Genomic DNA, 20,862 nt, shown 5'->3' with positions numbered 1-20,862 from the left:
GGGAGGACCCAGTGACAGCCCTCGTGCGCGACCCGATGCGCGACCCGACCCCGCTCGCGCCCAGGCCGGGGCGGCGGCCGCCCGCCGCCGGCGCGGCCAGCCTGGCGCTGCGCCCGGTGCTGGACGCGCCGCGCCGCCCGGCCCGGGTGATCGCCGTGTTCCCGTCCGCGGTCTACCTGGAGCCCCGCGGCGGCCCCGAGCCGCGGGTGATCGCGGTGGTCAGCTCCGACGCGGTGCGGCTGCCCAACGCGGTCGTGGTGGTCGCGACCTGCCGGGAGCGGCCGTTCCGCGCCGTCCGGGAGGGCGGGGACGCCTGGGTCGGCGACGGCCGGGTGGAGACCGAGGGGCTGGAGACCCGGGTCCGGCGCTGGTGGGAGCCCTCCCCCGCGCTCGGCGCGGTGCCGCCCGCGGTCCTGGCGCGCGGCGTCCGGGCCCTGGAGGCGGCGCTGCGGGACGCGGGCGAGGCGTCCCGGGGCGGGCTGGCGGGGCACCCCGACCCGGTGCGGCTGGCCGACCGGTGCGCGGCCGGCGACCTGGCCGGCACCGTCGAGGCCGCCGAGCGGATCGTGGGCCTCGGCCCGGGGCTGACGCCCAGCGGCGACGACATCCTGTCCGGCCTGCTGCTCTCGCTGCGGCTGCTCGGCGGCGCGCTGCGGGCCGGCGGGCACGGCACCGGCCGCGGCGGCGGCCGGGCCGAGTGGATGGCCGACTGGCTGGGCGCGGCCGTGACGGCCGACGCCGGCACCCGCACGACCGCGCTGGCGGCGACCCTGCTGCACTGCGCCGCGTCCGGCGCGGCGGGGGCCGAGGTCGCCGCCGTCCTGCGCGCGGTGGCGGGGCACGAGCCCGCCGCGCCCGCCGTGCGGCGGCTGCTGGCGGCCGGGCACACCTCGGGCGCCGATCTGGCCGCCGGAGTGCTCGCGGGCTGCCGCGCCGCGCTGGCGCTGGCCCCGGACCGGGCCCGGGCCGGGGCGCCCGCGCGGCCGCGGAAGGTGCCGGTGTGAAACGGGAGGCGCCGTGACCCGGTGGGTCGAGGTGCGGCGGGGGGCGTACCACGACTCGGTGACCCTCATGCGGGTCAGCCGGCAGGTCGGGGACATCCCCGGCGTCGCGGGCGCGATGGCCGCGATGGCGACCGGCCTCAACCTGGAACTCCTCGCCCGGATGGGCTTCGAGGTGCCTGCCGGGGCGGGTCCGGCCGATCTGGTGGTGGCGATCCGCGCCGAGGGCGAGGCCGCCCTCGACGGCGCCCGCGACACGCTGGACGAGCTGCTGCGCTCGTCCCGGGCCCAGGGCGGCGGCGCGGCGGCACCGGGCGAGGCGCCGCCGCGGACGACGGGCGCGGCGGCCAGGCGGCGGCCCGAGGCCGGGATCGCGCTGGTGTCGGTGCCCGGCCCGCACGTGTTCCCCGAGGCGATGGACGCGCTGGCGGCCGGGCTCAACGTCATGGTCTTCAGCGACAACGTGCCGCTGGAGCAGGAGATCGCGCTCAAGGACGCCGCGGCCCGGCGCGGGCTGATCGTGATGGGCCCCGACTGCGGGACCGCGGTGATCGGCGGCGCCGGCCTGGGCTTCGCCAACGCGGTGCGGCCGGGCCCGGTGAGCCTGGTGGCCGCCTCGGGCACCGGCGCGCAGCAGGTGATGTGCCTGCTGGACGCGGCCGGCGTCGGCGTCGGCCACGCGCTGGGCGTCGGCGGCCGCGACCTGTCGGTGGAGGTCAGCGGGCGCTCGGCGCTGGCGGCCCTGGCGGCGCTGGACGCCGACCCGGGCACCGAGCTGATCGTGCTGGTGTCCAAGCCGCCCGCGCCCAAGGTGGCCGATCTGGTCCGCGAGGCGGCGCGGCGGCTCGACACGCCGGTGGTCTTCGCCTTCCCCGGCACCGAGGACGATCTGACCCGGGCCACCGAGCGCGTGTTGAAGCGGCTCGGCCGGGCCGTCCCGCCGTGGCCCCGCCGGCCCGCGTCCAGGCCGGCCCCGGCCCGGGTGGCGGGCGGGCTGCGCGGCCTGTTCTCGGGCGGGACGCTGCGCGACGAGGCCGCCGCGATCGCGACCGCGGCGCTGGGCCGCGACCCGGCGACGCGCGGGCACCGGCTGATCGACTTCGGCGACGACGCCTACACCCGGGGCCGCGCCCACCCGATGATCGACCCGGCGCTGCGGCTGGAGGCGATCGCCGAGCACGCGGCCGATCCCGCGTGCGGGGTGCTGCTGCTGGACGTCGTCCTGGGCCACGGGGCCGATCCCGATCCGGCCGCCGCGCTGGCCCCCGCGATCGCCGCGGCGCTGGCCGGGCGCGCGGATCTGGCCGTCGCGGTGTCGCTGTGCGGCACGCCCGCCGACCCGCAGGACAGGGACGCGCAGGCGGCGGCACTGCACGCGGCGGGCGCCGCGGTCTTCGCGTCCAACGCGGAGGCGGCCCGGTACGCGATCGGGCTGTGCGAGCGCACGGAGGGCGCCGATGACTGACTCCCGGCCGCGGCTCGGCGGCCTTCTCACCCGCGAGCCGAGCGTCGTGGCCGCCGGGGTCGGCGTGCTGGCCGAGGCGCTGGAGCGCCAGGCGGTGCCGGTGGCGGCCGTCGACTGGCGGCCGCCGCCCGAGGGCACCGAGGGCGCGCTGGCGGCCGTGCTGGGCCGTCCCGGATGGGCGGAGGCCAACGAGCGGGCCGTCGGGCGGATGCTCGGCGCCCGGCCGCACCTGGTCGACGTCCGTCCCGCGGGCGAGGTCCTCGGACTGGACGCGGGCACGTTCCTGCACGCCGGCCCGCCGCTGGAGTGGGAGCGGGCGTCGGGCCCCATGCGCGGCGCGCTCGTCGGCGCGATGCTGCTGGAGGGGCTGGCCGACTCCCCGGAGAAGGCCGAGCGGGCGCTGGAGAAGGGCACGGTGGTGCTGGAGCCGTGCCACCACCACGGCGCCGTCGGCCCGATGGCGGGCGTGGTGAGCCCGTCGATGTGGATGCTGGTGGTCGAGGACGCCGAACACGGCGGCACCGCGTACTGCTCGCTGAACGAGGGACTGGGCAAGGTCCTGCGGTACGGGGCGTACGGCCCCGAGGTGATCGACCGGCTGCGCTGGATGGGCGGCGTGCTCGGTCCGGTGCTGCGCGCGGCCGTCCGCGGGCACGGCCCGGTCGACCTTCTCGCGATCATGGCGCAGGCCCTGCAGATGGGCGACGAGCTGCACAACCGCAACCGGGCGGCGACCTCCCTGCTGCTGCGCGAGCTGGCCGCCGACCTGGCCGAGGCGGACGCGCCCCGCGCGCGGGTGGCCGAGGTGCTGCGCTTCGCCGGCGGCAACGACCACTTCTTCCTCAACCCGGCGATGGCAGCCGCCAAGGCCGCCGCCGACGCCGCCCGCGGGGTGCCCGGCTCCAGCATGGTGGTGGCGATGGCCCGCAACGGCACCGACTTCGGCATCCAGGTGTCGGGCACCGGCGACCGCTGGTTCACCGGTCCCGCCGGCGTCCCGGACGGCCTCTACCTGGGCGGCTACGGTCCCGCGGACGCCAATCCCGACATCGGCGACTCGGCGATCACCGAGACCGCCGGGGTGGGCGGGTTCGCGCTGGCGGCGGCGCCGGCGATCGTCCGGTTCGTGGGCGGCGAGGTGCCCGACGCGCTGGCCGCCACCCAGCGGATGTACGAGATCACGCTCGCCGAGCATCCGGCGCTGCAGATCCCGCTGCTGTCGTTCCGCGGCACCCCGGCCGGGATCGATGCGACCCGGGTGGTGCGCACCGGGATCCTGCCGGTCATCGACACCGGCATCGCCGGGCGCGAGGCCGGCACCGGCCAGGTCGGCGCGGGCCTGGTGTCGCCGCCCGCCGGCGTCTTCCGGGACGCGCTGCACGCCCTGGCGGAGATCGCCGCGGATCCCGGGGCCGCCGCCGCGAAAGGCACGTGACCGGGGACCGGGAAGGGTACGTTCGGGCCATGACCCAGTCGATCTACGGCGCGCAGGACGGCGGCGTGCCGATCACCGGTGTGCAGTACGAGATCGCCGCCGGGCCGTACCGCGCGGTCGTCACCGAGGCGGGCGGAGGGCTGCGCGAGCTGACCCACCAGGGCCGCCCGCTGGTGCTGTCGCACGGCGCCGACGAGGCCGTGCCCGTGGCGCTCGGCCAGCTGCTGGTGCCGTGGCCCAACCGGATCGACGGCGGCCGGTACGCCTATGACGGCCGCGTCCACCAGCTCGACCTGTCCGAGCCCAAGAACGGCTGCGCGATCCACGGCCTGGTCCGGCACGCCCCCTGGACCGTCACCGCGCACGGCGCCGACCGGGTGCTGCTCGCGCACGAGCTGATGGGCCATCCGGGCTACCCGTACCGGCTCTCCCTGGAGATCGCCTACGCGCTGGACGCCGAGCAGGGCCTCACCGCCGTCCTCACCGCCCGCAACATCGGCACCCGCACCGCGCCGTACGGGCACGGCGCCCACCCCTACCTCACCGTGGACGAGCCGATCGACGACTGCACGGTGACGGTGACCGCCGACCGCCGGCTGCCGGTGGACGAGCGCATGATCCCGTCCGGGCCGGCCGAGGACGTCACCGGCACCCCCTACGACCTGCGCGAGGGCCGCGAGCTGGGCGGCCTGCGGATCGACAACGCCTTCACCGGGCTGCGCCGCGACGGCGACGGGCGGGCCTGGGTGCGGCTGGCCGGCGGCGGGCGCACCACCGCGCTGTGGGCGGACGCGGCGCACCCCTGGCTGGAGGTCTACACCGCCGACCAGGCGCCCGGCGACCGGCGGCGGCGCGGGCTCGGCGCCGAGCCGATGACGTGCCCGCCCAACGCCTTCGCCACCGGAATCGATGTGATCCACCTCGAACCGGGTGCCCAAGCGACCGGTTCTTGGGGGATCATGTCGGGGTGAACCTCAGCGTCCCCTCGTTCGACGACCTGTCCGCCCGGATCGCCGCGATCCGCGACGATCACGCCAAGCACTTCCCGGGGCCGGCCACGGGACGGCAGCCGGTGCACACGGTGTACGTCCCCGCCGACCGGTTCTCCCGGTCCACGCCGGCCGACTTCGGCGCCGAGGCGCTGCGGCTGCTCAACACCCACACGCCCGGCGCGGGCTCGTTCGGCACCGCGTTCGGCCTCGATCCGGAGCTCGCCGGGCCGGTGCGGGAGCGGGTGGCGGCCAAGCTGGCGCGCGAGCCGGTCGAGGACGTGCGGATCGACTTCGAGGACGGCTACGGCACGCGCCCCGACGATGAGGAGGACGCGCACATCGCCCAGGTGGTGGAGGCCGTCGCCGCCGCCTACCAGGTCAAGGGGCTGCCGCACTACTGGGGGCTGCGGGTCAAGTCGTTCGCCGACGGCGGGCACGAGAGGTCGATGCGGACCATGGACGGGTTCCTGACCTCGCTGCGCGACCGGCTGGGCCGGCTGCCCGGAGGGTTCACCATCACCTTCCCCAAGGTGGTCATGGCCGAGCACGTGGCGGTCTTCGTGGACTACCTGGACCGGCTGGAGAGCTCGCTGGGGCTGCCCGCGGGCATCCTGCGGTTCGAGATCCAGGTGGAGACCACCGAGGCGATCGTCGACCACGAGGGCGGGATCGGGCTGCGCGCCATCATCGACGCCGCGGGGCCCCGGCTGACCGCGGCGCACTTCGGCGTGTTCGACTACACCGCGTCCCTGGGGCTGCCGCCCGACCAGCAGCGGCTCGACCATCCGGCGTGCGACTTCGCCCGGCACGTCATGCAGGTCGCGTTCGCGGGCACCGGCGTGCGGCTGTCGGACGGCTCCACCAACGTCGTCCCCCGCAACGACGGCCCGGACGAGGTCAACGACACCTGGGCGGTGCACGCGGCGCACGTCCGGCATTCCCTGCGGCACGGCTTCTACCAGGGCTGGGACCTGCACCCGGCGCACCTGCCCAGCCGCTACGCCGCCGTCTACGCCTACCACCTGGCGGGTGTCGACGGGGTGATCGGGCGGGTGCGGGCGTGGCACGAGCAGGCGGCGGGCCAGGACGGCGGGGTGCTGGAGGAGCCCGCGACCATCAGGGCCCTCACCGACCGCCTCCAGCGCGCCGTCGACTGCGGCGCGCTGGACGAGAGCGCTCTTCCCAATGTGGAGGGGCGACCCTCCACACCACCCGGGACGTAGGAAAACGCCTCCTCCGCTCCGCTGGCGCTCCGCTACGGACCCGCTTCCCTACGCCTGCCCGTCCTCTCCACTCCGCTCCGGGCCGGACAGTGAAAAAGCGGGGTGGCTGCGGGGTTGGTGTTGTGGGACTAGGGGTTTTCTCGGGTGGGGCCGGCCCAGTCGGCGGCGGTCATCGCGTTCAGGGCGTCGACGAGTTCCTTCTCCTCGTAGGCGTAGTGGGCCTCCAGCTCGGCGGTGACGCGGTCGAGCCGGCCGCGTACGGCGGCGGGGTCGGCGGCGTCGATGCCGTCGAGCGTCTCCTGGAGGTCGGCCCGCAGGCGGGCGACGGTGGCGTGCTCGCGGCGCAGCCGGTCCAGGACGGGCGCCAGCCCGGGGTGGTGCCGGCGCAGCGGCGGGAAGCCGCGGTTCTCCTCCCCGTCGTGGTGCTCGCCGAGCGCGGAGCAGAACGCCAGGCAGTGCGCGCGGAGCTGGGCCGCCGGTTCCGGCCCGGGGCGCTCGCCCGCGGCGGCCCCGGCGAGGTACGCCTCGACCTCCTCGCGCAGGGACGCCAGGTCGGCGCGCAGGGTCGCGTGGGCCTTCACCAGCGTGTCGCCGATGGCCAGCCCGCGCGCGGAGTCGGCGCGGAGCAGCGCGACGACCGGGATCACCCGCGAGGTCATCCGCTGGTACTCGGCGTAGGCCGGGACGAGTTCGCCCTGCCGGGCGTAGCGCGAGTCGCGCTCGGCGCCGTGCAGCGGCATCGCGGTGGCCTCGTAGGTCTCCACGCCGGTGCCGTCGCCCGTGCCGATCTCCACGGTGACGCAGGAGTCGGCCAGCAGGTTGGAGTACCAGGCGGGGTGGTCGGGACCACCGGCGTTCGAGGCGAAGACCAGGACGCGGTCACCGTCGGCCAGGTAGGTCAGCGGGCTGGTGCGGCGCTTGCCGCTCCTGGCCCCGGTGGTGGTGAGCAGCACCAGCGCGGCGCCCTCGAACATGCCGCCGACCCGGCCGCCGTTCGCGCGGAACTCCTCGATGATCGCCCGGTTGAACTCCGCCGGTGAGAACTCCTCGGCCATGGGACGCCCCCTTATTCTGACGGTTGAGACTGAGAACACTTTGCTTTAGATGCAAAGCTACTTTAGATACAAAGGTATTGAGGTCGCCCACGTATGTCAACGGACGAGCACGGCGCCGCCCCGGAGGCCGGGACCGGCGTGGAGGACGGCGTCCGCGCCATGCTGCTGCTGATGCCCCGGCTGGTCGGCCGGGTGAAGCGCATCAAAATCCCCGCGGAGCTGCGCTCCTTCGACCTGGCCCCCCGCCATCTGTCCCTGCTGTCGTACCTGCTGTTCGACGGGCCGATGAGCGTGAACGAGCTGGCCGCCCGGCTGGAGATCGCCCCGGCCACGGCCAGCCTGATGGTCGGCGACCTGAGCCGTCAGGGCATCCTGGAGCGCCGCGAGGACCCGTCCGACCGGCGGCGCACCATCGTCAGCATCGCCGACGCCCGGCTGGAGTCGATCAAGGGCTGGCTGGCGCAGGGCGCGAACGCCTGGCGCACCGCGCTGGAGCCGCTCACGCCCGCGCAGCGGCGCCTGTTCATCGACACGCTGCTGGCCTACGAGCGCGCCGTCACCGAAGGTTCCGGGACGTGAAGGCGGCCAGGTCCGCCGGGGTGTCGATGTCGTCGGGCGCGGCCACGTCCGCGCACGGCACCGCCGTCACCAACTCCGGGCGGGCGCGCAGGAACGAGCGCGCGCCGGCGTCGCCCTCCGCCGCCTCCGCCGCCGCGGCGAAGTGCTCGCGCGCGATCAGCACGGGGTTGCGCGGCCGCCCGTCGTAGGTGGCCACGGCCACCCGGGCGCCCCGCTCGTACGCCTCGACCAGCCGCCGCACCGCGGCGGCGGTGACCAGCGGCTGGTCCACCAGCGCCACGACCACCGCCGGGCACTCCGGCGGCAGCGCGGACAGGCCCGCGCGCAGCGACGAGCCCATCCCGGTGCGCCAGCCGGGATTGGGCACCACGACCGCCCCGATCACCTCGATCTGCGCGGCGCCCGCGACCACCAGGACCGGCGAGCAGCCGCCGTCCCGCAGGGTGCGCACGCCGCGGTCGACGAGCCGCTCGCCGTCCAGCTCCACCAGCGCCTTCGGCCGGCCGAGCCGACTGCCCTCGCCGGCCGCCAGCAGCAGCCCGGCCGGGCACTCCGCTCCGCGCAAGGTCATCACGCGAGCGTAGCCCGCTCATCCCTCCGGTCCGCGGATCTCACCGTGGATCCGCCCTTCGGTGTCGGTCAGCGGCCGGCCCGACCCGCCCCAGCGCAGCTGGATCAGCTCGGCCGCGATGGAGACCGCGGTCTCCTCGGGCGTGCGGGCGCCCAGGTCCAGCCCGATCGGCGAACGCAGCCTGGACAGCTCGTCCTCAGCCAGCCCCGCCTCGCGCAGCCGCTTCATCCGGTCGTCGTGGGTGCGCCGCGAGCCCATCGCCCCGACGTAGCCGGAACGGGTGCGCAGGGCCACCTCCAGCAGCGGCACGTCGAACTTCGGGTCGTGGGTGAGCACGCAGATCGCGGTCCGCTCGTCCACCTCGGTCTCGTCCAGGTACTTGTGCGGCCACTTGACCACGACCTCGTCGGCGTCGGGGAACCGCTTGGCCGTGGCGAACACCGGGCGGGCGTCGCACACCGTCACGTGGTAGCCGAGGAACTTGCCGGCCCGCGCCACCGCCGCGGCGAAGTCGATCGCGCCGAAGACCAGCAGGCGCGGCGGCGGCGCGAAGGAGTGCACGAACACGGCCAGCTCGTCCAGCCGCCGCTCCCCCTCCCGGCCGTAGTGGCGCTGCCCGGTGAGGCCCTGGGCGAGCATGCCGCGCGCGTCGTCGTCGACCGCCGCGTCGAGCCGGCCGGCGTACCGGGCGCCCGGCGCCAGCGACCCGGAGGCGCGGTCGGGCCAGACGACGCGGCGGGCGCCGACCGTGCCGGGCCCGGCCACCACCGTCGCGACCGCCACCGGCTCGCGCGCCGCGATCGAGTCCGCCACCCGCGCGAACTCGGGGAAGGTTCCGGGCCCGACCGGCTCGACCAGCACGTCCAGGATGCCTCCGCAGGTCAGGCCGACCGCGAACGCGTCGTCGTCGCTGACCCCGTACCGCTGGACGACCGGCCTGCCCGAGGCCATCACCTCCTGCGCCAGCTCGTACACCGCGCCCTCCACGCAGCCGCCGGAGACGCTGCCGGTCACCTCCCCCGAAGGAGCCACCGCCATCGCCGCGCCCGCCGGACGGGGCGCGCTGCGGAAGGTGTTGACCACGGTGGCCAGGCCGAAGGTCTCCCCCGCCGCGTACCAGGCGGCGATGTCGGCGAGCACGTCACGCATGGCGATCTCCGATCAGACGGGCCAGGTCCTCCAGGGCGGCCAGGCTGTGCCCCGAGGTGAAGTCGTCGACGTGCGGCAGCGCGGCGGCCATCCCGGCGGTGAGCGGCTCGTAGCCGGGGCGCGCCTTGTGCGGGTTGGCCCACACGACCCGGCGGGCGAGCCGGCGCAGCCGGGCCATCTGCTCGCCGAGCAGCCCGGCGTCGCCGCGCTCCCAGCCGTCGGAGGCGATCACCACGATCGCGCCGCGGGCCATGCCGCGCCGCCCGAACCGGTCGAGGAACTCCTTGAGCTCCTCGCCCAGCCGCGTCCCGCCGTTCCAGTCGGGGATCGCGGCGGACGCGGCGGCCATGGCGGCGTCGGGGTCGCGGTGCCGCAGCTCGCGGGTGAGCCGGGTCAGCCGGGTGCCGACGCTGAACACCTCGACCGGGCGGCCGCCCCCGCCGGAGCGCGCGGCGGCGTGCCCGAACCGCAGCAGCGCGTCGGCGTACGGGCTCATCGAGCCGCTGACGTCGACCAGCAGCACGACGCGGCGCGGCCTGGTGCGGTGGGCGCGGTGCCGCAGCAGCGAGATCTCACCGCCCCGCCGGAGCGTCTCCCGCACCGTGCGGCCCGGGTCGAGGCGGCCGCGCGGGGCGGGCGCGAACCGGCGGGAACGGCGCCGCTCGGTGGCCGCGTCCAGCACCGCGATGAGCCGGTTGACCTGGGCGCGCTCGTCCGGGCCGAGCCTGGCGACATCGCGCTCGCGCAGCACCTCGACGGCGCTGGCGACGGCCGTCCGCACCTCGCGCGGGTCGCCGTCCCCTTCGCCGGACGGGTCCGGGACGGCCATGGGCGCGTGGCGGACGACCACGGGCGGCGGCCTGCGCCGCCCCGGACGCGCGGTCACCCCCGAGAAGTACGCGGCGAAGCAGCGGTCGTAGCGGGGCAGGTCGTCGGGATCGGCGCACAGCGTGAGCCGTCCCGCCCAGTACACCTCGGAGCGGTCCAGGACGTCGAGGTGGTCGAGGGCGCTCAGCATGGCCTGCACCCGCTCGGGACCGGCGGCGCCGCCGGCCGCGCGCAGCGTCCGGGCGAACCCCACTATGGTCTCGGTGACGTCCCGGTCGCCGGGCACGGTCAGCCCCCGTTGAGCAGGACGTCGAGGCCGCCGGCGACCACGCGCTCCTGGTCTTCGCGGTACTTCAGGACGGTGCCGAGCGTCACCGCCGCGGCCTCCGGGTCGAGCTCGCGCACGCCCAGCGCCACCAGCGCCTCGGTCCAGTCCAGGCTCTCCGCGACGCCGGGCGGCTTGAGCAGGTCGGCGGCGCGCAGCCGCTGCGCCGCCCGGGCCACCTGCCCGGCCAGCCGCCCGGCGGCGCCGGGCAGCCGGCGCCGGATGATCGCCACCTCGCGGTCGAAGGAGGGGTGCTCCAGCCAGTGGTAGAGGCAGCGGCGCTTGAGCGCGTCGTGCACCTCACGGGTGCGGTTGGAGGTGACCACGACCACCGGGGGGCGCTCGGCGCGGATGGTGCCCAGCTCCGGCACGGAGATCGTGAAGTCGCTCAGCACCTCCAGCAGGAACGCCTCGAACTCGTCGTCGGCGCGGTCGATCTCGTCCACCAGCAGCACGCTGGGCGCCGTCTCCAGGGCCTGGAGCAGGGGACGCGCCATCAGGAAGCGGCGGTCGTACAGCTCGCCCTCCAGCCGCGCCACGTCGGTGATCCCGGCGGCCTCGGCGGCGCGCAGGTGCAGGAGCTGGCGGGGGAAGTCCCAGTCGTACAGGGCCTGGGAGGCGTCCAGGCCCTCGTAGCACTGGAGCCTGATCAGGGGCGCGCCGAGCACCGCGGCGAGGGTCTTGGCCAGCTCGGTCTTGCCGACCCCGGCCTCGCCCTCCAGGAACAGCGGCCGGCCCATCCGCAACGCCAGGAACCCGGCCGTGGCCAGGCCGTCGTCGCAGAGGTAGGCGTGCCGGTCGAGCAGGTCCGCCAACTCCGCCGGGGAAGCGATCTCGAACGCGGCACCGGCCGCCCTGTCACCCACCACCTCAGGCTACTCAGCCGGAGCCCGCACTTTCATCGATGAATTGCACCGATTCTCGTACGATGCGTCAACCGGTAGCCGCCCGCGGCACGCGGGGCTAGCGGGGGTCGGGGGCTTCGCCGCGTTGGTGGACCAGGGCCTGCAACTGGTCGAGCTGGCGGGCGGCGAGGTCGCGTTCGGCGCCGTTGATGCCCATGGCGCCGATGGACGTGCCGTCGGCCAGGTCCAGGGTGGGCCAGGGCTCGCCCGTCGCCATGGTCACGTCCACCACCTCGGCCCAGTCCAGGCGGCGGGAGCGGAAGGCGTTGACCACGGTGATGCCGGCGGCGTCGGCCACCACGCGGCAGCGGGCGAACATGTGCAGGATCCACGCCAGGAACAGTCCGAAGGCGACCATGAGGATGCGGTCGAACAGCTTGAACTGCGGCGCCACCACGACGGCGAGCAGGATCATGCCGAGCACGATCACGCCCGCCGTCGCGTAGGCGACCACCCGGGTGGTGCGCGGACGCCACACCACCGGAAGCCCGGGAACGTCAGTCAACGATCTTCGAGATCGGGATCTCGAGGATGTCGTGCGCGCCGACCGCCTTCAGCGCCGGGATCAGGGTGTTGACCCCGCGCTTGGCGACCACGCTCTCCACCGCGTGCTTCTCGCCGCCGGCCAGCGGGGTCACGGTCGGCGAGGACATCGACGGCATGATGTCCAGGACGGCCCGCAGGTCGCCGTCGGCGACGTTCAGCTTGAGCAGGACGTTGCCGCGGGCGCGGATGGCGCCCTGCAGCAGCAGGGCGATGTCCTCCATCGCGGCGCGCTTCTCAGCGTCCTCGTAGGCGGCCCGGTTGGCGACCAGCTCGGTGTAGCTGGTCAGCAGGGTGTCGAGGATGCGCAGGCCGTTCTTGCGGAGCGAGGAGCCGGTCTCGGTGAGGTCGACGATCACGTCCACGATGTCGGGGACCTTGGCCTCGGTCGCGCCGTAGGACGGGACGACCTTGGCCTTGACCCCGTGCCGGTCGAGGAAGCGGCGGGTCATCGAGGGGAACTCGGTGGAGATCCGCACGCCCTCCGGCAGGTCGGACACCTTCTGCCAGGGCGCGTCCTCGGGCACCGCCATGATCACCCGGACCGGGTTGCTGGTGGCCTTGGAGTACTGCAGCTCACCGAGGCTGACCACGTCGGAGTCGGTCTCGGTGATCCAGTCGCGGCCGGTGATGCCCAGGTCGAACAGGCCCTGTTCGAGGTAGGTGGGGATCTCCTGCGGGCGCAGCACCCGGACCCGGTCGATCCGCGGGTCGTCGATCTGGGCGCGGTAGTCGCGGTCGGAGGCGCGCCGCACGGTGAGGTCGGCGGCGTCGAACAGCTGGGTGGTCGCCTTTTCCAGCGAGCCCTTGGGCAGGACGAGAGACAGCACGGGAAGAGCCTTTCGTGACGGGATGCGATGTCGGGTGACCGGGACGGCGTCAGGAGCCCAGATGCTCCGCGCGATGCCCGGCGTGCCCGTGATGCCGCCGGCCTCGCAGGGGCAGTGCCGTGTCGAGTGCGGCCACCGTCGCCTCCCATCCCGTGGTGCGACCCGCCGGTCGCTCCGGCGAGTGGTCCCTCGCGCCGGTCGGCCCGGCGCGCTGTCCATCCCAGATCTTACGCGGTCCGGGCCGGGCTTCCGCCGACCGGGCCGCCCGGAGGCGTGCCGCGCGGCGGCCGGGCCGCGCCGGACGATCTCAGCCGGCGCAGCGTCAGGGCGGTGTCCAGGGCGGCCACCACCGACTCCCAGCCCTTGTCCTCCTTGCTGTCGGGGAAGCCGGAGCGGGCCATGGCCTGCTCGACGTCGTCGCAGGTCAGCACTCCGTTGCCGACCGGGGTGGCGGCGTCCAGCGCGACCCTGGTGACGCCGGAGGTGACCGAGTCGCAGACGTGGTCGAAGTGCGCGGTCTCGCCGCGGATCACCGCGCCGAGGCAGACGACGGCGTCCAGGTCGCGGGCCAGCTGCTGCGCCACCACGGGCAGCTCCAGCGCGCCGGCGACCCGGACGACGACCGGTTCCCGGATCCCGCAGGCGCCGGCGGCGGCCAGGGCGCGTTCCAGGAGCCGGTCGGTGATGTGGCCGTGCCAGCGCGTGCACACGATGCCGAGGGTCAGGCCCCCGGCCTCGACGGTGGTGTCCTCGGGACGTCCCGCCCCGCTCATGAGAGACCCTCGATCCTGTGTCCGAGACGGTCGCGCTTGACCGTCAGGTAGCGGCGGTTGTGCTCGGTGACGACGACGGGCATGGCCTCGCGGCCCAGCACCTCGAGGCCGAAGCCGTCCAGGCCCTTGAGCTTGGCCGGGTTGTTGGTCAGTACCCGGACCGAGCGCACGCCCAGGTCGCGCAGCATGTGGGCGGCGTTGGAGTACTCCCGGGCGTCGGCCGGCAGGCCCAGTTCCAGGTTGGCGTCCACGGTGTCGGAGCCGCTGTCCTGAAGCGCGTAGGCCTGCAGCTTGGCCAGCAGGCCGATGCCGCGGCCCTCGTGCCCGCGCAGGTAGAGGACGACGCCGCGCCCCTCGGCGGCGATGCGCTCCATGGCGGCGTCCAGCTGGGTGCCGCAGTCGCAGCGCTCGGAGTGCAGGACGTCGCCGGTGAGGCATTCGGAGTGCGCCCGGATCAGCACGTCGGTGCCGTCGCCGAGGTCGCCGAGGACGAGCGCGACGTGCTCGCCGCCGTCGATGGCGCTGGCGAACCCGACCGCGCGCCAGGTCCCGAACCGGTTCGGCAGCCGGGTCTCCACGACCCGCTCCACCAGCGACTCGGTGCGCCTGCGGTACTCGACCAGCTGCTCGATGGAGATCAGCTTGAGGCCGTGCTCCTTGGCGAAGACCTGCAGCTCGGGCAGGCGGGCCATGGTGCCGTCCTCGTTCACCACCTCGGCCAGCACCCCGGCGGGCGCCAGCCCGGCCAGCCGGGCCAGGTCGACGGCGGCCTCGGTGTGCCCGCGGCGCCGCAGCACCCCGCCGTCGTGGTAGCGCAGCGGGAAGATGTGGCCGGGACGGACCAGCTCGTACGGCTCGGTGGCCGAGTCGCACAGCGTGCGGATCGTCCGGGCCCGGTCGGCGGCGGAGATGCCGGTGGAGACGCCGTCGCGGGCGTCCACGCTCACGGTGTAGGCGGTGCGCATCCGCTCGGTGTTCTGCGCGGTCATGAGGGGGATCTGGAGGCGGTCCAGGTCCGCTCCCAGCATCGGCACGCAGATCACGCCGCTGGTGTGGCGGACGGTGAAGGTCAGCAGCTCGGGGGTCGCCGCGGCGGCGGCGAAGATGATGTCGCCCTCGTTCTCGCGGTCCTCGTCGTCGACGACCACGACGGCCCTGCCGGCCGCGATGTCGGCGACCGCCTCCTCGATCGGGTCGAAGATCCCGCCGGTCCCGCCGTCGATGTCCATGCTCGTTCCTTCCGTCCTCACGGGGCCACCGCCTCGTGTCGGGGGTTCTGTACGTTCTGCGCCCGGGCCTCCCGGTGCCAGTCGCGGAACCCGATCATCACCATGACGAAGAAGACGCCGTACACCGCGGCCGAGACGTACGGCCCCGGCTTCAGCGCCGGCGGGACGCCGGCGAGGCCGGTCCAGAGGATGTGCTCGCCGAAGGCCTCGAAGCTCGCGTTCAGCCAGTTCATCCGGTGCCGTCCAGGGGGCCGGCCGCGCGGTCGCCCAGCATGCGCGCGACGTACTTGGCGACGACGTCGACCTCGAGGTTGACCGGGTCGCCGGGGGCCTTGTGGCCGAGGGTGGTGAGGGCGAGCGTGGTCGGGATGAGCGCGACGCTGAAGCGGTCGGCGCCCGCCTCGACCACGGTGAGGCTGATGCCGTCGACCGTGATGGAGCCCTTGTCGACCAGGTAGCGGCTCAGGTCCGCGGGGAGGGAGACGGTGACGACGTCCCAGCGCTCGCCGGGCTCGCGGGAGAGGATCTCGCCGACGCCGTCCACATGGCCCTGGACCAGGTGGCCGCCGAGGCGGTCCTGGAGGCGCACCGGGCGTTCGAGGTTGACCTTGGCGCCGGGGCGCAGCGCGCCCAGGGCGGACCTGTCGAGGGTTTCCTTGATCGCGTCCGCGGTGAAGGTGCCGTCGGCGGTCTCGACCACGGTGAGACAGACGCCGTTGACGGCGATCGAGGCGCCGTGCACGGCGTCCTCGGTGACGAGCGGGCCGCGGATCGTGATCGCGGCGGAGTCGCCCGCGGGCTCGATCGCCACGATCTCGCCGAGCTCCTCGACGATGCCGGTGAACATCTCCCGGGCCTCCATGGGTCTGCCGAAGGCTCCGGGGGGGTGTGACGGTCGAACGGCGCCCCGTGCAGGGGCGTACGGCGCGCTGCCTCCCATCCGGACTTTCACCGTCGGTCCCGGAGTTCCACCGGGTCAACCGGCCGATGGCTTCGGCCGGGTCGCGGACTGTCACCGCCGGTTCGGAATTTCACCGACCCCGGAGCACGCGTTTCACTGCTGCCAACCAGTGTGCCATGCCGGGCATTCCCCACCACATGTGAGGAAGGCCACGCCGGACACTCTCGCCACCAAGCACTCTCTCTACCAAGCGCTTGCTAGGTTAGCACAGGGAGAGCCGCAGGCCCCCGGGCACCGCGGTCAACGGCGTCAGGTCGGGCACCAGCAGGTCCGCCTCGCCCAGCTCCGCCGCGGCATGGCTGGTCGTCACGGCCACGACGGTGGCACCGGCGGCACGGCCCGCACGCACCCCCGCCGGGGCGTCCTCGACCACGACGCAGTCGCGGGGGTCGGCCCCCAGCCGGCGGGCGGCCTGCAGGTACCCGTCCGGATCGGGCTTGCCGACGCGCACGTCGGACGCGGTGACGACGACCTCGGGCAACGGGATCCCGGCCGCCCCGGCACGCGCCTCCAGCTGCGCCGGGTCCATCGACGTCACCACGGCCCACGGCAGCCCGTCCATCGCGGCCAGCAGCTCGCGGGCGCCCGCGATCGCGGTGACGCCGTCGACCTCGACCGCCTCCAGGGCGTCCAGGTGCTCGGTGGCCGCGCGCACCCGATCGGGCGGCAGGAAGTCGGCGACCCGGTCGCCCGTGCGGCGGCCGTGCGCGCCCGACAGGAACTCCTCGGCGTCGATGCCGTACTCGGGCGCCCACAGCCGCGCCGCCCGCTCCACCAGGGGCGTCGAGTCGACCAGGGTGCCGTCCACGTCGAACAGCACCGCCGGGCACGGCAGGGTCAGCACGCTCACCGGGCCGCGGCCTCCTCCGCCTGGCCGCGCAGCTTCCGGACGGCCTCGGCCGGGTCGTCGGCGCCGTACACGGCGCTGCCGGCGACGAACACGTCGGCGCCCGCCTCGGCGCAGCGCTCGATGGTCTCGGCGCTGACCCCGCCGTCCACCTGCAGCCACACCGGCCGGTCGCCGATCAGCGCGCGGGCCCGGCGGACCTTGGGCAGCACGACGTCGAGGAACCGCTGGCCGCCGAACCCGGGTTCCACCGTCATGAGCAGCAGCATGTCGATCTCACCGAGGAGGTCCTCGTACGGCTCCACCGGGGTGGCCGGGTTGATGCCGAGCCCGGCGCGGGCGCCCGCCGCGCGGATCGTGCGCAGGGTGCGGATCGGTGCCTTGGCGGCCTCGGCGTGGATGGTCACGCTGCCGGCGCCCGCCTCGGCGTACTGCGGCGCCCACCGGTCCGGGTCCTCGATCATCAGATGGCAGTCCAGCGGGAGCGCGCTGGTCTTCAGCAGCGCCTCCACGACCGGCAGCCCGAGGGTGAGGTTGGGCACGAAGTGGTTGTCCATCACGTCGACATGGACCCAGTCGGCGGCGCCGGCGATGATCGCGACGTCGTCGGCGAGCCGGGTGAAGTCGGCGGACAGGATGCTGGGAGAGATCTGCGGAGCCATGATGCCCCGAGTCTATTGCCGCACCTTCGGCCGCTTCGCACCCGGCCGGGTCACGGCGCGGGAGGTTCGCCGCGCCAGTCCCAGCCGGACGAACGCCTCCGGCGCGCCCGCGGTGGCCCACAGCCCGAGCAGGGCCTGGACGGCGAACGCCTGCGCGGGCCGGGTGCCCAGGAACAGCCCGAGCGTGTAGATCGCCAGCGCCCCGGCGGCGCCCACCGGGATCCGGGCCAGCCGCCGCCACACCTCGCCCGCCGGGTCGTACCCGATGCGGCTCGCCGCGTACGACAGCCCCGCCAGCAGGCCGAACAGCCCGCCCGCGGCCGCGGCGCCCTCGCTCAGCGTGATCGGCTCCACCCGGCCGCCCGCCTGCACGATCTCGCGCGCCCAGGTGGCGGGCCAGCGCCATCCGTCCAGCGCCTCCACGGCCGCCCACATCGCGCCGAGCGCCGCCAGCGACACCGCCAGGCTGAACCCGAACTGCTCGGGGAGCGAGCGGCCCGTCCACCGCGGGACGACCCGCGGCTCCAGCCACAGCGCCGCCGCCAGCAGCGCCGCGCCGATCGTCCACCCGGCCGCGACCTGGCCGGGCGAGTGCACGCCGAGCACGACCCGGGAGACCCCGATCCCGGCGATCAGCACCGCCGACACCGCCCACAGCGCCCTGCGGCGGGTCTGCGCGGCCAGGAACCCCCACACCGCGACGGCGTTCTGGGCGTGCCCCGAGGGCATGCCGAACGAGTTGCGGGACTCGTGCCCCGTGACCGAGCCGTCGGTCCAGAACGGCCGGGGATCGTGGAAGAGCAGCTTCAGCCAGGTGTTGACCACCGAGCCGCACGACAGCACCACCGCGGCCCGCGCGCCGAGCCGGGCGTCCACGCACCAGTAGACGACCACCAGCAGCGGCAGGTAGAACGCCGCGCTGCCGATGAACGACAGGACGTGCATGGCGCCGGTGAGCACGGATCCCCCTGTACGTGTGAGAAAGGCCGGGGTGTCGAACGTTACTGAGCGCTACCGGAAGGACGTTCCTCCAACACGTAAAGGTTCCCGGGCGTGCGCCGGCGAACGGCGCCGCGCGGCGCTCAGCGGCGCCGGAGAAGCGCCAGGAACATCGCGTCGGTGCCGTGCCGGTGCGGCCAGAACTGGGCGTACGGACCGTCCCCGAGCCCGGTCAGGCCGGGCTCGACGGCGGCCAGGACGGCCGGGGAGTCGAGCCGTTCCACATCGTCGCGACCGCGCAGGACGTCGTCGACGACCACCCGTGTCTCGGCCAGGTGCGGGGAGCAGGTGACGTACGCCACCACTCCCCCGGGCCGCACGGCCTCCAGGGCGCGGCGCAGCAGCTCGCGCTGCAGCGGGCCCAGCTCGGCCACCGCCTCCGGGCCGCGCCGCCACCGCGCCTCGGGACGGCGCCGCAGCGCCCCCAGCCCGGTGCACGGCACGTCCAGCAGGACCCGGTCGAACGCGCCGGGCCGCCAGGCGGGCGCGGCGCCGTCGGCGACGACCACCCCGGCGCGCGCGTCGACCGCGCGGGCGACCAGGGCGGCGCGGTGCGGCTGGACGTCGGCGGCCAGCAGCCGGGCGCCGCGCTCGGTGGCCAGCGCCGCCAGCAGCCCGGCCTTGCCTCCCGGACCGGCGCACAGGTCGGCCCACAGCCCGTCGCGGCCCTCGACCGGGGCGGCGGCCATGGCCAGCGCCACCAGCTGGCTGGCCTCGTCCTGGACGGCGGCGCGGCCCTCGCGGACGGCGGCGACCGCGGCCGGGTCGCCCTCGGGCAGCACCGCGGCGTACGGCGAGTACGGCGCGGGCTCGGCGCCGGCCTCCCGCAGCTCCGCCACGGTCGCGCGGCCCGGCCGGGCGACCAGCGTCACGCGGGGGCGCTGGTTGTCGGCCTCCAGGAGCGCCTCGATCTCGTCCCGGTCGGGCCCGAGGGCGTCGCGCAGCGCGCCCACGATCCACTTGGGGTGGCTGTGCGCGATCGAGAGCCGGGCCGTCTCACCGCCGTCCCGCGGGGCGACGATGGCCAGCCAGCCCGCCAGATCCCGGGTGGCGACCTTGCGCAGCACCGCGTTGGCGAACTTGGCCTGCCCCGGGCCGGCCACGGAGCGGGCGAGGTCGACGGCCGTGCCGACGGCCGCGTGCGGCGGGATCCGGGTCGCCAGGATCTGGTGCGCGCCCAGCCGCAGCACGTCCAGCAGCGGCGGGTCGATGCGGTGCAGCTGCCGGTCGCTGCACAGCGCCAGCACCGCGTCGTAGGTGCCGCGGCCGCGCAGCGTGCCGTAGGTCAGTTCGGTCGCCAGCGCCGCGTCCCGGCCGGTCAGCTCGCGGTCGCGCAGCCGGGCGGGCAGCAGCAGGTTGGCGTAGGCGTCGCGGGTCTCCACGGCGCGGATCACGTCGAACGCGGTGCGGCGGACCAGGTCCTCGGGGGCGCCGGTGCGGCGCGGGCCGCCGGGCCTGCGGTTGCGGCTGGGGTGGCCGTGGGCCCGGCCGTGCCCCCGGGCGCGGCCCTTGCCGTCGCCCTGACCGCCTTGGCGCTTGCGGGCTGGAGGCATCAGACCAGGGTGTCCTCACCGGTGAGGGAGGCGCCGCGCGTCCAGTCGAGCGCGGACATCCGCCGCTTGCCCTGGGGCTGCACCTCGCCGAGCGCGACGGGATGGGTGGCCGTCCCGACCAGGACCTCCTTCTTGGCCGCCCGGATCTCGCCGGGGCCCAGCGGACCGGCCCCCGCCGCCGGGCGGACCGGGCCGAGCTTGAGCCGCTCGTCGCGGAAGGTCGTCCAGGCGCCGGGCGCGGGCGTGCAGGCCCGGACCAGCCGGTCGACGCGCTGCGCGGGCGCGGCCCAGTCGACCCGGGCGTCCTCCGGTGTGATCTTGGGGGCGTGCGAGACGCCGTCCTCCTGCTGCGGGCGGGCCTCCAGCACTTCGGCCTCGACGCCGTCCATGGTGTCGGCCAGCAGCCGGGCGCCCGCGACCGACAGCCGCTCCAGCAGCGCGCCCGCGGTGTCGTCCGGCCGGATCGGCTCGGTCAGCACCCCGTACACCGGGCCGGTGTCCAGGCCCTCCTCGATCTGGAAGGTGGCCGCGCCGGTCACGTCGTCGCCGTGCAGGATCGCGTGCTGGACGGGCGCCGCGCCGCGCCAGGCGGGCAGCAGCGAGAAGTGCAGGTTGACCCAGCCGTGCCGCGGGACGTCCAGTGCGACCCGGGGCAGCAGCGCCCCGTAGGCCACCACGGGGCAGCAGTCGGGGCCGATGGCGCGCAGCCGGTCGAGGAACTCCGGGTCACGGGCCTTGACCGGCTTGAGGACCTCGATCCCGGCCTTCTCCGCGCGCTGCGCGACGGGACTGGCCACCAGCCGGCGGCCCCGCCCGGACGGCGCGTCTGGGCGGGTCACCACCGCGGCCACCTCGTGCCGGGGCGAGTCCAGCAGCGCCTCCAGGGCGGGCAGCGCGGTCTCCGGCGTGCCGGCGAAAACGAGTTTCAAGCGTGCTC

Annotated in this window: 22 protein-coding genes and 1 riboswitch; of the genes, 6 read left to right on the top strand and 16 right to left on the bottom strand. The window is 75.4% G+C overall.

What is annotated here, in order from left to right:
- The first annotated feature begins 11 nt into the window (after nucleotides 1-11).
- Genes ABD340_RS07215 through ABD340_RS07195 form a run of 5 tightly spaced genes read left to right on the top strand, consistent with a single transcriptional unit; the run spans nucleotide 12 to nucleotide 6,116 of the window.
- Entirely contained in the window at nucleotides 12-1,004 is a 993-nt protein-coding gene (locus tag ABD340_RS07215; RefSeq protein WP_344587779.1) for an oxamate carbamoyltransferase subunit AllH family protein, read from the top strand.
- Nucleotides 1,005-1,017: 13 nt separating this feature from the next.
- On the top strand, nucleotides 1,018-2,466 hold the full coding sequence (locus tag ABD340_RS07210) for an AllF/FdrA family protein (protein WP_344587778.1): 1,449 nt from the start codon (nucleotides 1,018-1,020) through the stop codon (nucleotides 2,464-2,466).
- The gene (locus tag ABD340_RS07205) at nucleotides 2,459-3,901 is read left to right on the top strand and encodes a YlbE family protein (protein WP_344587777.1); all 1,443 of its coding nucleotides are present in this window, start codon (nucleotides 2,459-2,461) and stop codon (nucleotides 3,899-3,901) included. The genes ABD340_RS07210 and ABD340_RS07205 overlap by 8 nt, the downstream gene beginning before the upstream one ends.
- A 29-nt stretch (nucleotides 3,902-3,930) precedes the next feature.
- Nucleotides 3,931-4,872 (top strand): aldose 1-epimerase family protein, encoded by a 942-nt coding sequence (locus ABD340_RS07200; RefSeq protein ID WP_344587776.1) that lies wholly within the window; start codon nucleotides 3,931-3,933, stop codon nucleotides 4,870-4,872.
- Entirely contained in the window at nucleotides 4,869-6,116 is a 1,248-nt protein-coding gene (locus tag ABD340_RS07195) for a DUF6986 family protein (protein ID WP_344587775.1), read from the top strand. The genes ABD340_RS07200 and ABD340_RS07195 overlap by 4 nt, the downstream gene beginning before the upstream one ends.
- Before the next feature lie 128 nt (nucleotides 6,117-6,244).
- On the opposite strand, the gene ABD340_RS07190 is transcribed toward ABD340_RS07195, so the two are convergent.
- Nucleotides 6,245-7,171: a nitroreductase/quinone reductase family protein gene (locus ABD340_RS07190; RefSeq protein WP_344587774.1), complete on the bottom strand. Its 927-nt coding sequence runs from the start codon at nucleotides 7,169-7,171 to the stop codon at nucleotides 6,245-6,247.
- A gap of 93 nt (nucleotides 7,172-7,264) precedes the next feature.
- Between ABD340_RS07190 and ABD340_RS07185 the strand changes: the two genes are divergently transcribed.
- The gene (locus tag ABD340_RS07185) at nucleotides 7,265-7,750 is read left to right on the top strand and encodes a MarR family winged helix-turn-helix transcriptional regulator (RefSeq protein WP_344587773.1); all 486 of its coding nucleotides are present in this window, start codon (nucleotides 7,265-7,267) and stop codon (nucleotides 7,748-7,750) included.
- On the opposite strand, the gene ABD340_RS07180 is transcribed toward ABD340_RS07185, so the two are convergent.
- The 15 genes from ABD340_RS07180 to fmt form a co-directional block, all read right to left on the bottom strand.
- Nucleotides 7,728-8,321, bottom strand: a complete 594-nt coding sequence (locus ABD340_RS07180; RefSeq protein ID WP_344587771.1) for a nucleotidyltransferase family protein — start codon at nucleotides 8,319-8,321, stop codon at nucleotides 7,728-7,730. The genes ABD340_RS07185 and ABD340_RS07180 overlap by 23 nt on opposite strands.
- Nucleotides 8,322-8,339: 18 nt before the next feature.
- Nucleotides 8,340-9,470, bottom strand: a complete 1,131-nt coding sequence (locus ABD340_RS07175; protein ID WP_344587770.1) for an XdhC family protein — start codon at nucleotides 9,468-9,470, stop codon at nucleotides 8,340-8,342.
- A complete protein-coding gene (locus tag ABD340_RS07170) occupies nucleotides 9,463-10,584 on the bottom strand; it encodes a vWA domain-containing protein (RefSeq protein ID WP_344587769.1) in 1,122 nt (373 codons plus the stop codon). The genes ABD340_RS07175 and ABD340_RS07170 overlap by 8 nt, the downstream gene beginning before the upstream one ends.
- A 2-nt stretch (nucleotides 10,585-10,586) precedes the next feature.
- Nucleotides 10,587-11,489 carry an AAA family ATPase gene (locus ABD340_RS07165; RefSeq protein ID WP_344587768.1) on the bottom strand — a complete coding sequence of 301 codons (903 nt, stop codon included), beginning with the start codon at nucleotides 11,487-11,489 and terminating at the stop codon, nucleotides 10,587-10,589.
- A 97-nt stretch (nucleotides 11,490-11,586) separates the two neighbouring features.
- Entirely contained in the window at nucleotides 11,587-12,033 is a 447-nt protein-coding gene (locus ABD340_RS07160) for a PH domain-containing protein (protein ID WP_344587767.1), read from the bottom strand.
- On the bottom strand, nucleotides 12,026-12,901 hold the full coding sequence (gene hisG / locus ABD340_RS07155; RefSeq protein WP_344587765.1) for an ATP phosphoribosyltransferase: 876 nt from the start codon (nucleotides 12,899-12,901) through the stop codon (nucleotides 12,026-12,028). The genes ABD340_RS07160 and hisG overlap by 8 nt, the downstream gene beginning before the upstream one ends.
- Nucleotides 12,902-13,128: 227 nt before the next feature.
- A complete protein-coding gene (ribH, locus tag ABD340_RS07150) occupies nucleotides 13,129-13,674 on the bottom strand; it encodes a 6,7-dimethyl-8-ribityllumazine synthase (RefSeq protein WP_344587764.1) in 546 nt (181 codons plus the stop codon).
- Entirely contained in the window at nucleotides 13,671-14,903 is a 1,233-nt protein-coding gene (locus tag ABD340_RS07145; protein WP_344587763.1) for a bifunctional 3,4-dihydroxy-2-butanone-4-phosphate synthase/GTP cyclohydrolase II, read from the bottom strand. The genes ribH and ABD340_RS07145 overlap by 4 nt, the downstream gene beginning before the upstream one ends.
- 17 nt (nucleotides 14,904-14,920) lie before the next feature.
- Nucleotides 14,921-15,136 (bottom strand): hypothetical protein, encoded by a 216-nt coding sequence (locus tag ABD340_RS07140; RefSeq protein WP_344587759.1) that lies wholly within the window; start codon nucleotides 15,134-15,136, stop codon nucleotides 14,921-14,923.
- Complete coding sequence (locus tag ABD340_RS07135) at nucleotides 15,133-15,750, bottom strand: riboflavin synthase (RefSeq protein ID WP_344587758.1); 618 nt, start codon at nucleotides 15,748-15,750, stop codon at nucleotides 15,133-15,135. The genes ABD340_RS07140 and ABD340_RS07135 overlap by 4 nt, the downstream gene beginning before the upstream one ends.
- 75 nt (nucleotides 15,751-15,825) lie before the next feature.
- Nucleotides 15,826-15,956, bottom strand: a riboswitch (FMN riboswitch).
- Between the two features lie 110 nt (nucleotides 15,957-16,066).
- A complete protein-coding gene (locus ABD340_RS07130) occupies nucleotides 16,067-16,714 on the bottom strand; it encodes an HAD-IA family hydrolase (RefSeq protein WP_344587757.1) in 648 nt (215 codons plus the stop codon).
- On the bottom strand, nucleotides 16,711-17,373 hold the full coding sequence (gene rpe / locus ABD340_RS07125) for a ribulose-phosphate 3-epimerase (protein ID WP_344587756.1): 663 nt from the start codon (nucleotides 17,371-17,373) through the stop codon (nucleotides 16,711-16,713). Before rpe ends, ABD340_RS07130 begins: the two co-directional genes overlap by 4 nt.
- A gap of 12 nt (nucleotides 17,374-17,385) precedes the next feature.
- Nucleotides 17,386-18,333 (bottom strand): phosphatase PAP2 family protein, encoded by a 948-nt coding sequence (locus tag ABD340_RS07120; protein WP_344587755.1) that lies wholly within the window; start codon nucleotides 18,331-18,333, stop codon nucleotides 17,386-17,388.
- Nucleotides 18,334-18,455: 122 nt separating this feature from the next.
- Entirely contained in the window at nucleotides 18,456-19,925 is a 1,470-nt protein-coding gene (locus ABD340_RS07115) for an RsmB/NOP family class I SAM-dependent RNA methyltransferase (protein ID WP_344587754.1), read from the bottom strand.
- Nucleotides 19,925-20,854 (bottom strand): methionyl-tRNA formyltransferase, encoded by a 930-nt coding sequence (fmt, locus tag ABD340_RS07110; RefSeq protein WP_344587753.1) that lies wholly within the window; start codon nucleotides 20,852-20,854, stop codon nucleotides 19,925-19,927. The genes ABD340_RS07115 and fmt overlap by 1 nt, the downstream gene beginning before the upstream one ends.
- Nucleotides 20,855-20,862 lie beyond the last annotated feature (8 nt).

Origin of the sequence: Actinomadura vinacea, assembly GCF_039532545.1 — a bacterium.
Taxonomy (GTDB): Bacteria; Actinomycetota; Actinomycetes; order Streptosporangiales; family Streptosporangiaceae; genus Spirillospora; species Spirillospora vinacea.
The sequence above is the reverse complement of the archived record's forward strand: the minus strand, read 5'-3'. Positions and strand labels throughout refer to the sequence as shown.

What these genes read in the sequence shown, in the direction of transcription:
- ABD340_RS07145 (WP_344587763.1), bottom strand. Translation starts at nt 14,903, where the DNA reads ATGGACATCGACGGCGGGACCGGCGGGATCTTCGACCCGATCGAGGAG.
- ABD340_RS07140 (WP_344587759.1), bottom strand. Translation starts at nt 15,136, where the DNA reads ATGAACTGGCTGAACGCGAGCTTCGAGGCCTTCGGCGAGCACATCCTC.
- ABD340_RS07190 (WP_344587774.1), bottom strand. Translation starts at nt 7,171, where the DNA reads ATGGCCGAGGAGTTCTCACCGGCGGAGTTCAACCGGGCGATCATCGAG.
- ABD340_RS07175 (WP_344587770.1), bottom strand. Translation starts at nt 9,470, where the DNA reads ATGCGTGACGTGCTCGCCGACATCGCCGCCTGGTACGCGGCGGGGGAG.
- ABD340_RS07200 (WP_344587776.1), top strand. Translation starts at nt 3,931, where the DNA reads ATGACCCAGTCGATCTACGGCGCGCAGGACGGCGGCGTGCCGATCACC.
- ABD340_RS07205 (WP_344587777.1), top strand. Translation starts at nt 2,459, where the DNA reads ATGACTGACTCCCGGCCGCGGCTCGGCGGCCTTCTCACCCGCGAGCCG.
- ribH (WP_344587764.1), bottom strand. Translation starts at nt 13,674, where the DNA reads ATGAGCGGGGCGGGACGTCCCGAGGACACCACCGTCGAGGCCGGGGGC.
- ABD340_RS07115 (WP_344587754.1), bottom strand. Translation starts at nt 19,925, where the DNA reads ATGCCTCCAGCCCGCAAGCGCCAAGGCGGTCAGGGCGACGGCAAGGGC.
- rpe (WP_344587756.1), bottom strand. Translation starts at nt 17,373, where the DNA reads ATGGCTCCGCAGATCTCTCCCAGCATCCTGTCCGCCGACTTCACCCGG.
- ABD340_RS07135 (WP_344587758.1), bottom strand. Translation starts at nt 15,750, where the DNA reads ATGTTCACCGGCATCGTCGAGGAGCTCGGCGAGATCGTGGCGATCGAG.
- ABD340_RS07180 (WP_344587771.1), bottom strand. Translation starts at nt 8,321, where the DNA reads ATGACCTTGCGCGGAGCGGAGTGCCCGGCCGGGCTGCTGCTGGCGGCC.
- ABD340_RS07185 (WP_344587773.1), top strand. Translation starts at nt 7,265, where the DNA reads ATGTCAACGGACGAGCACGGCGCCGCCCCGGAGGCCGGGACCGGCGTG.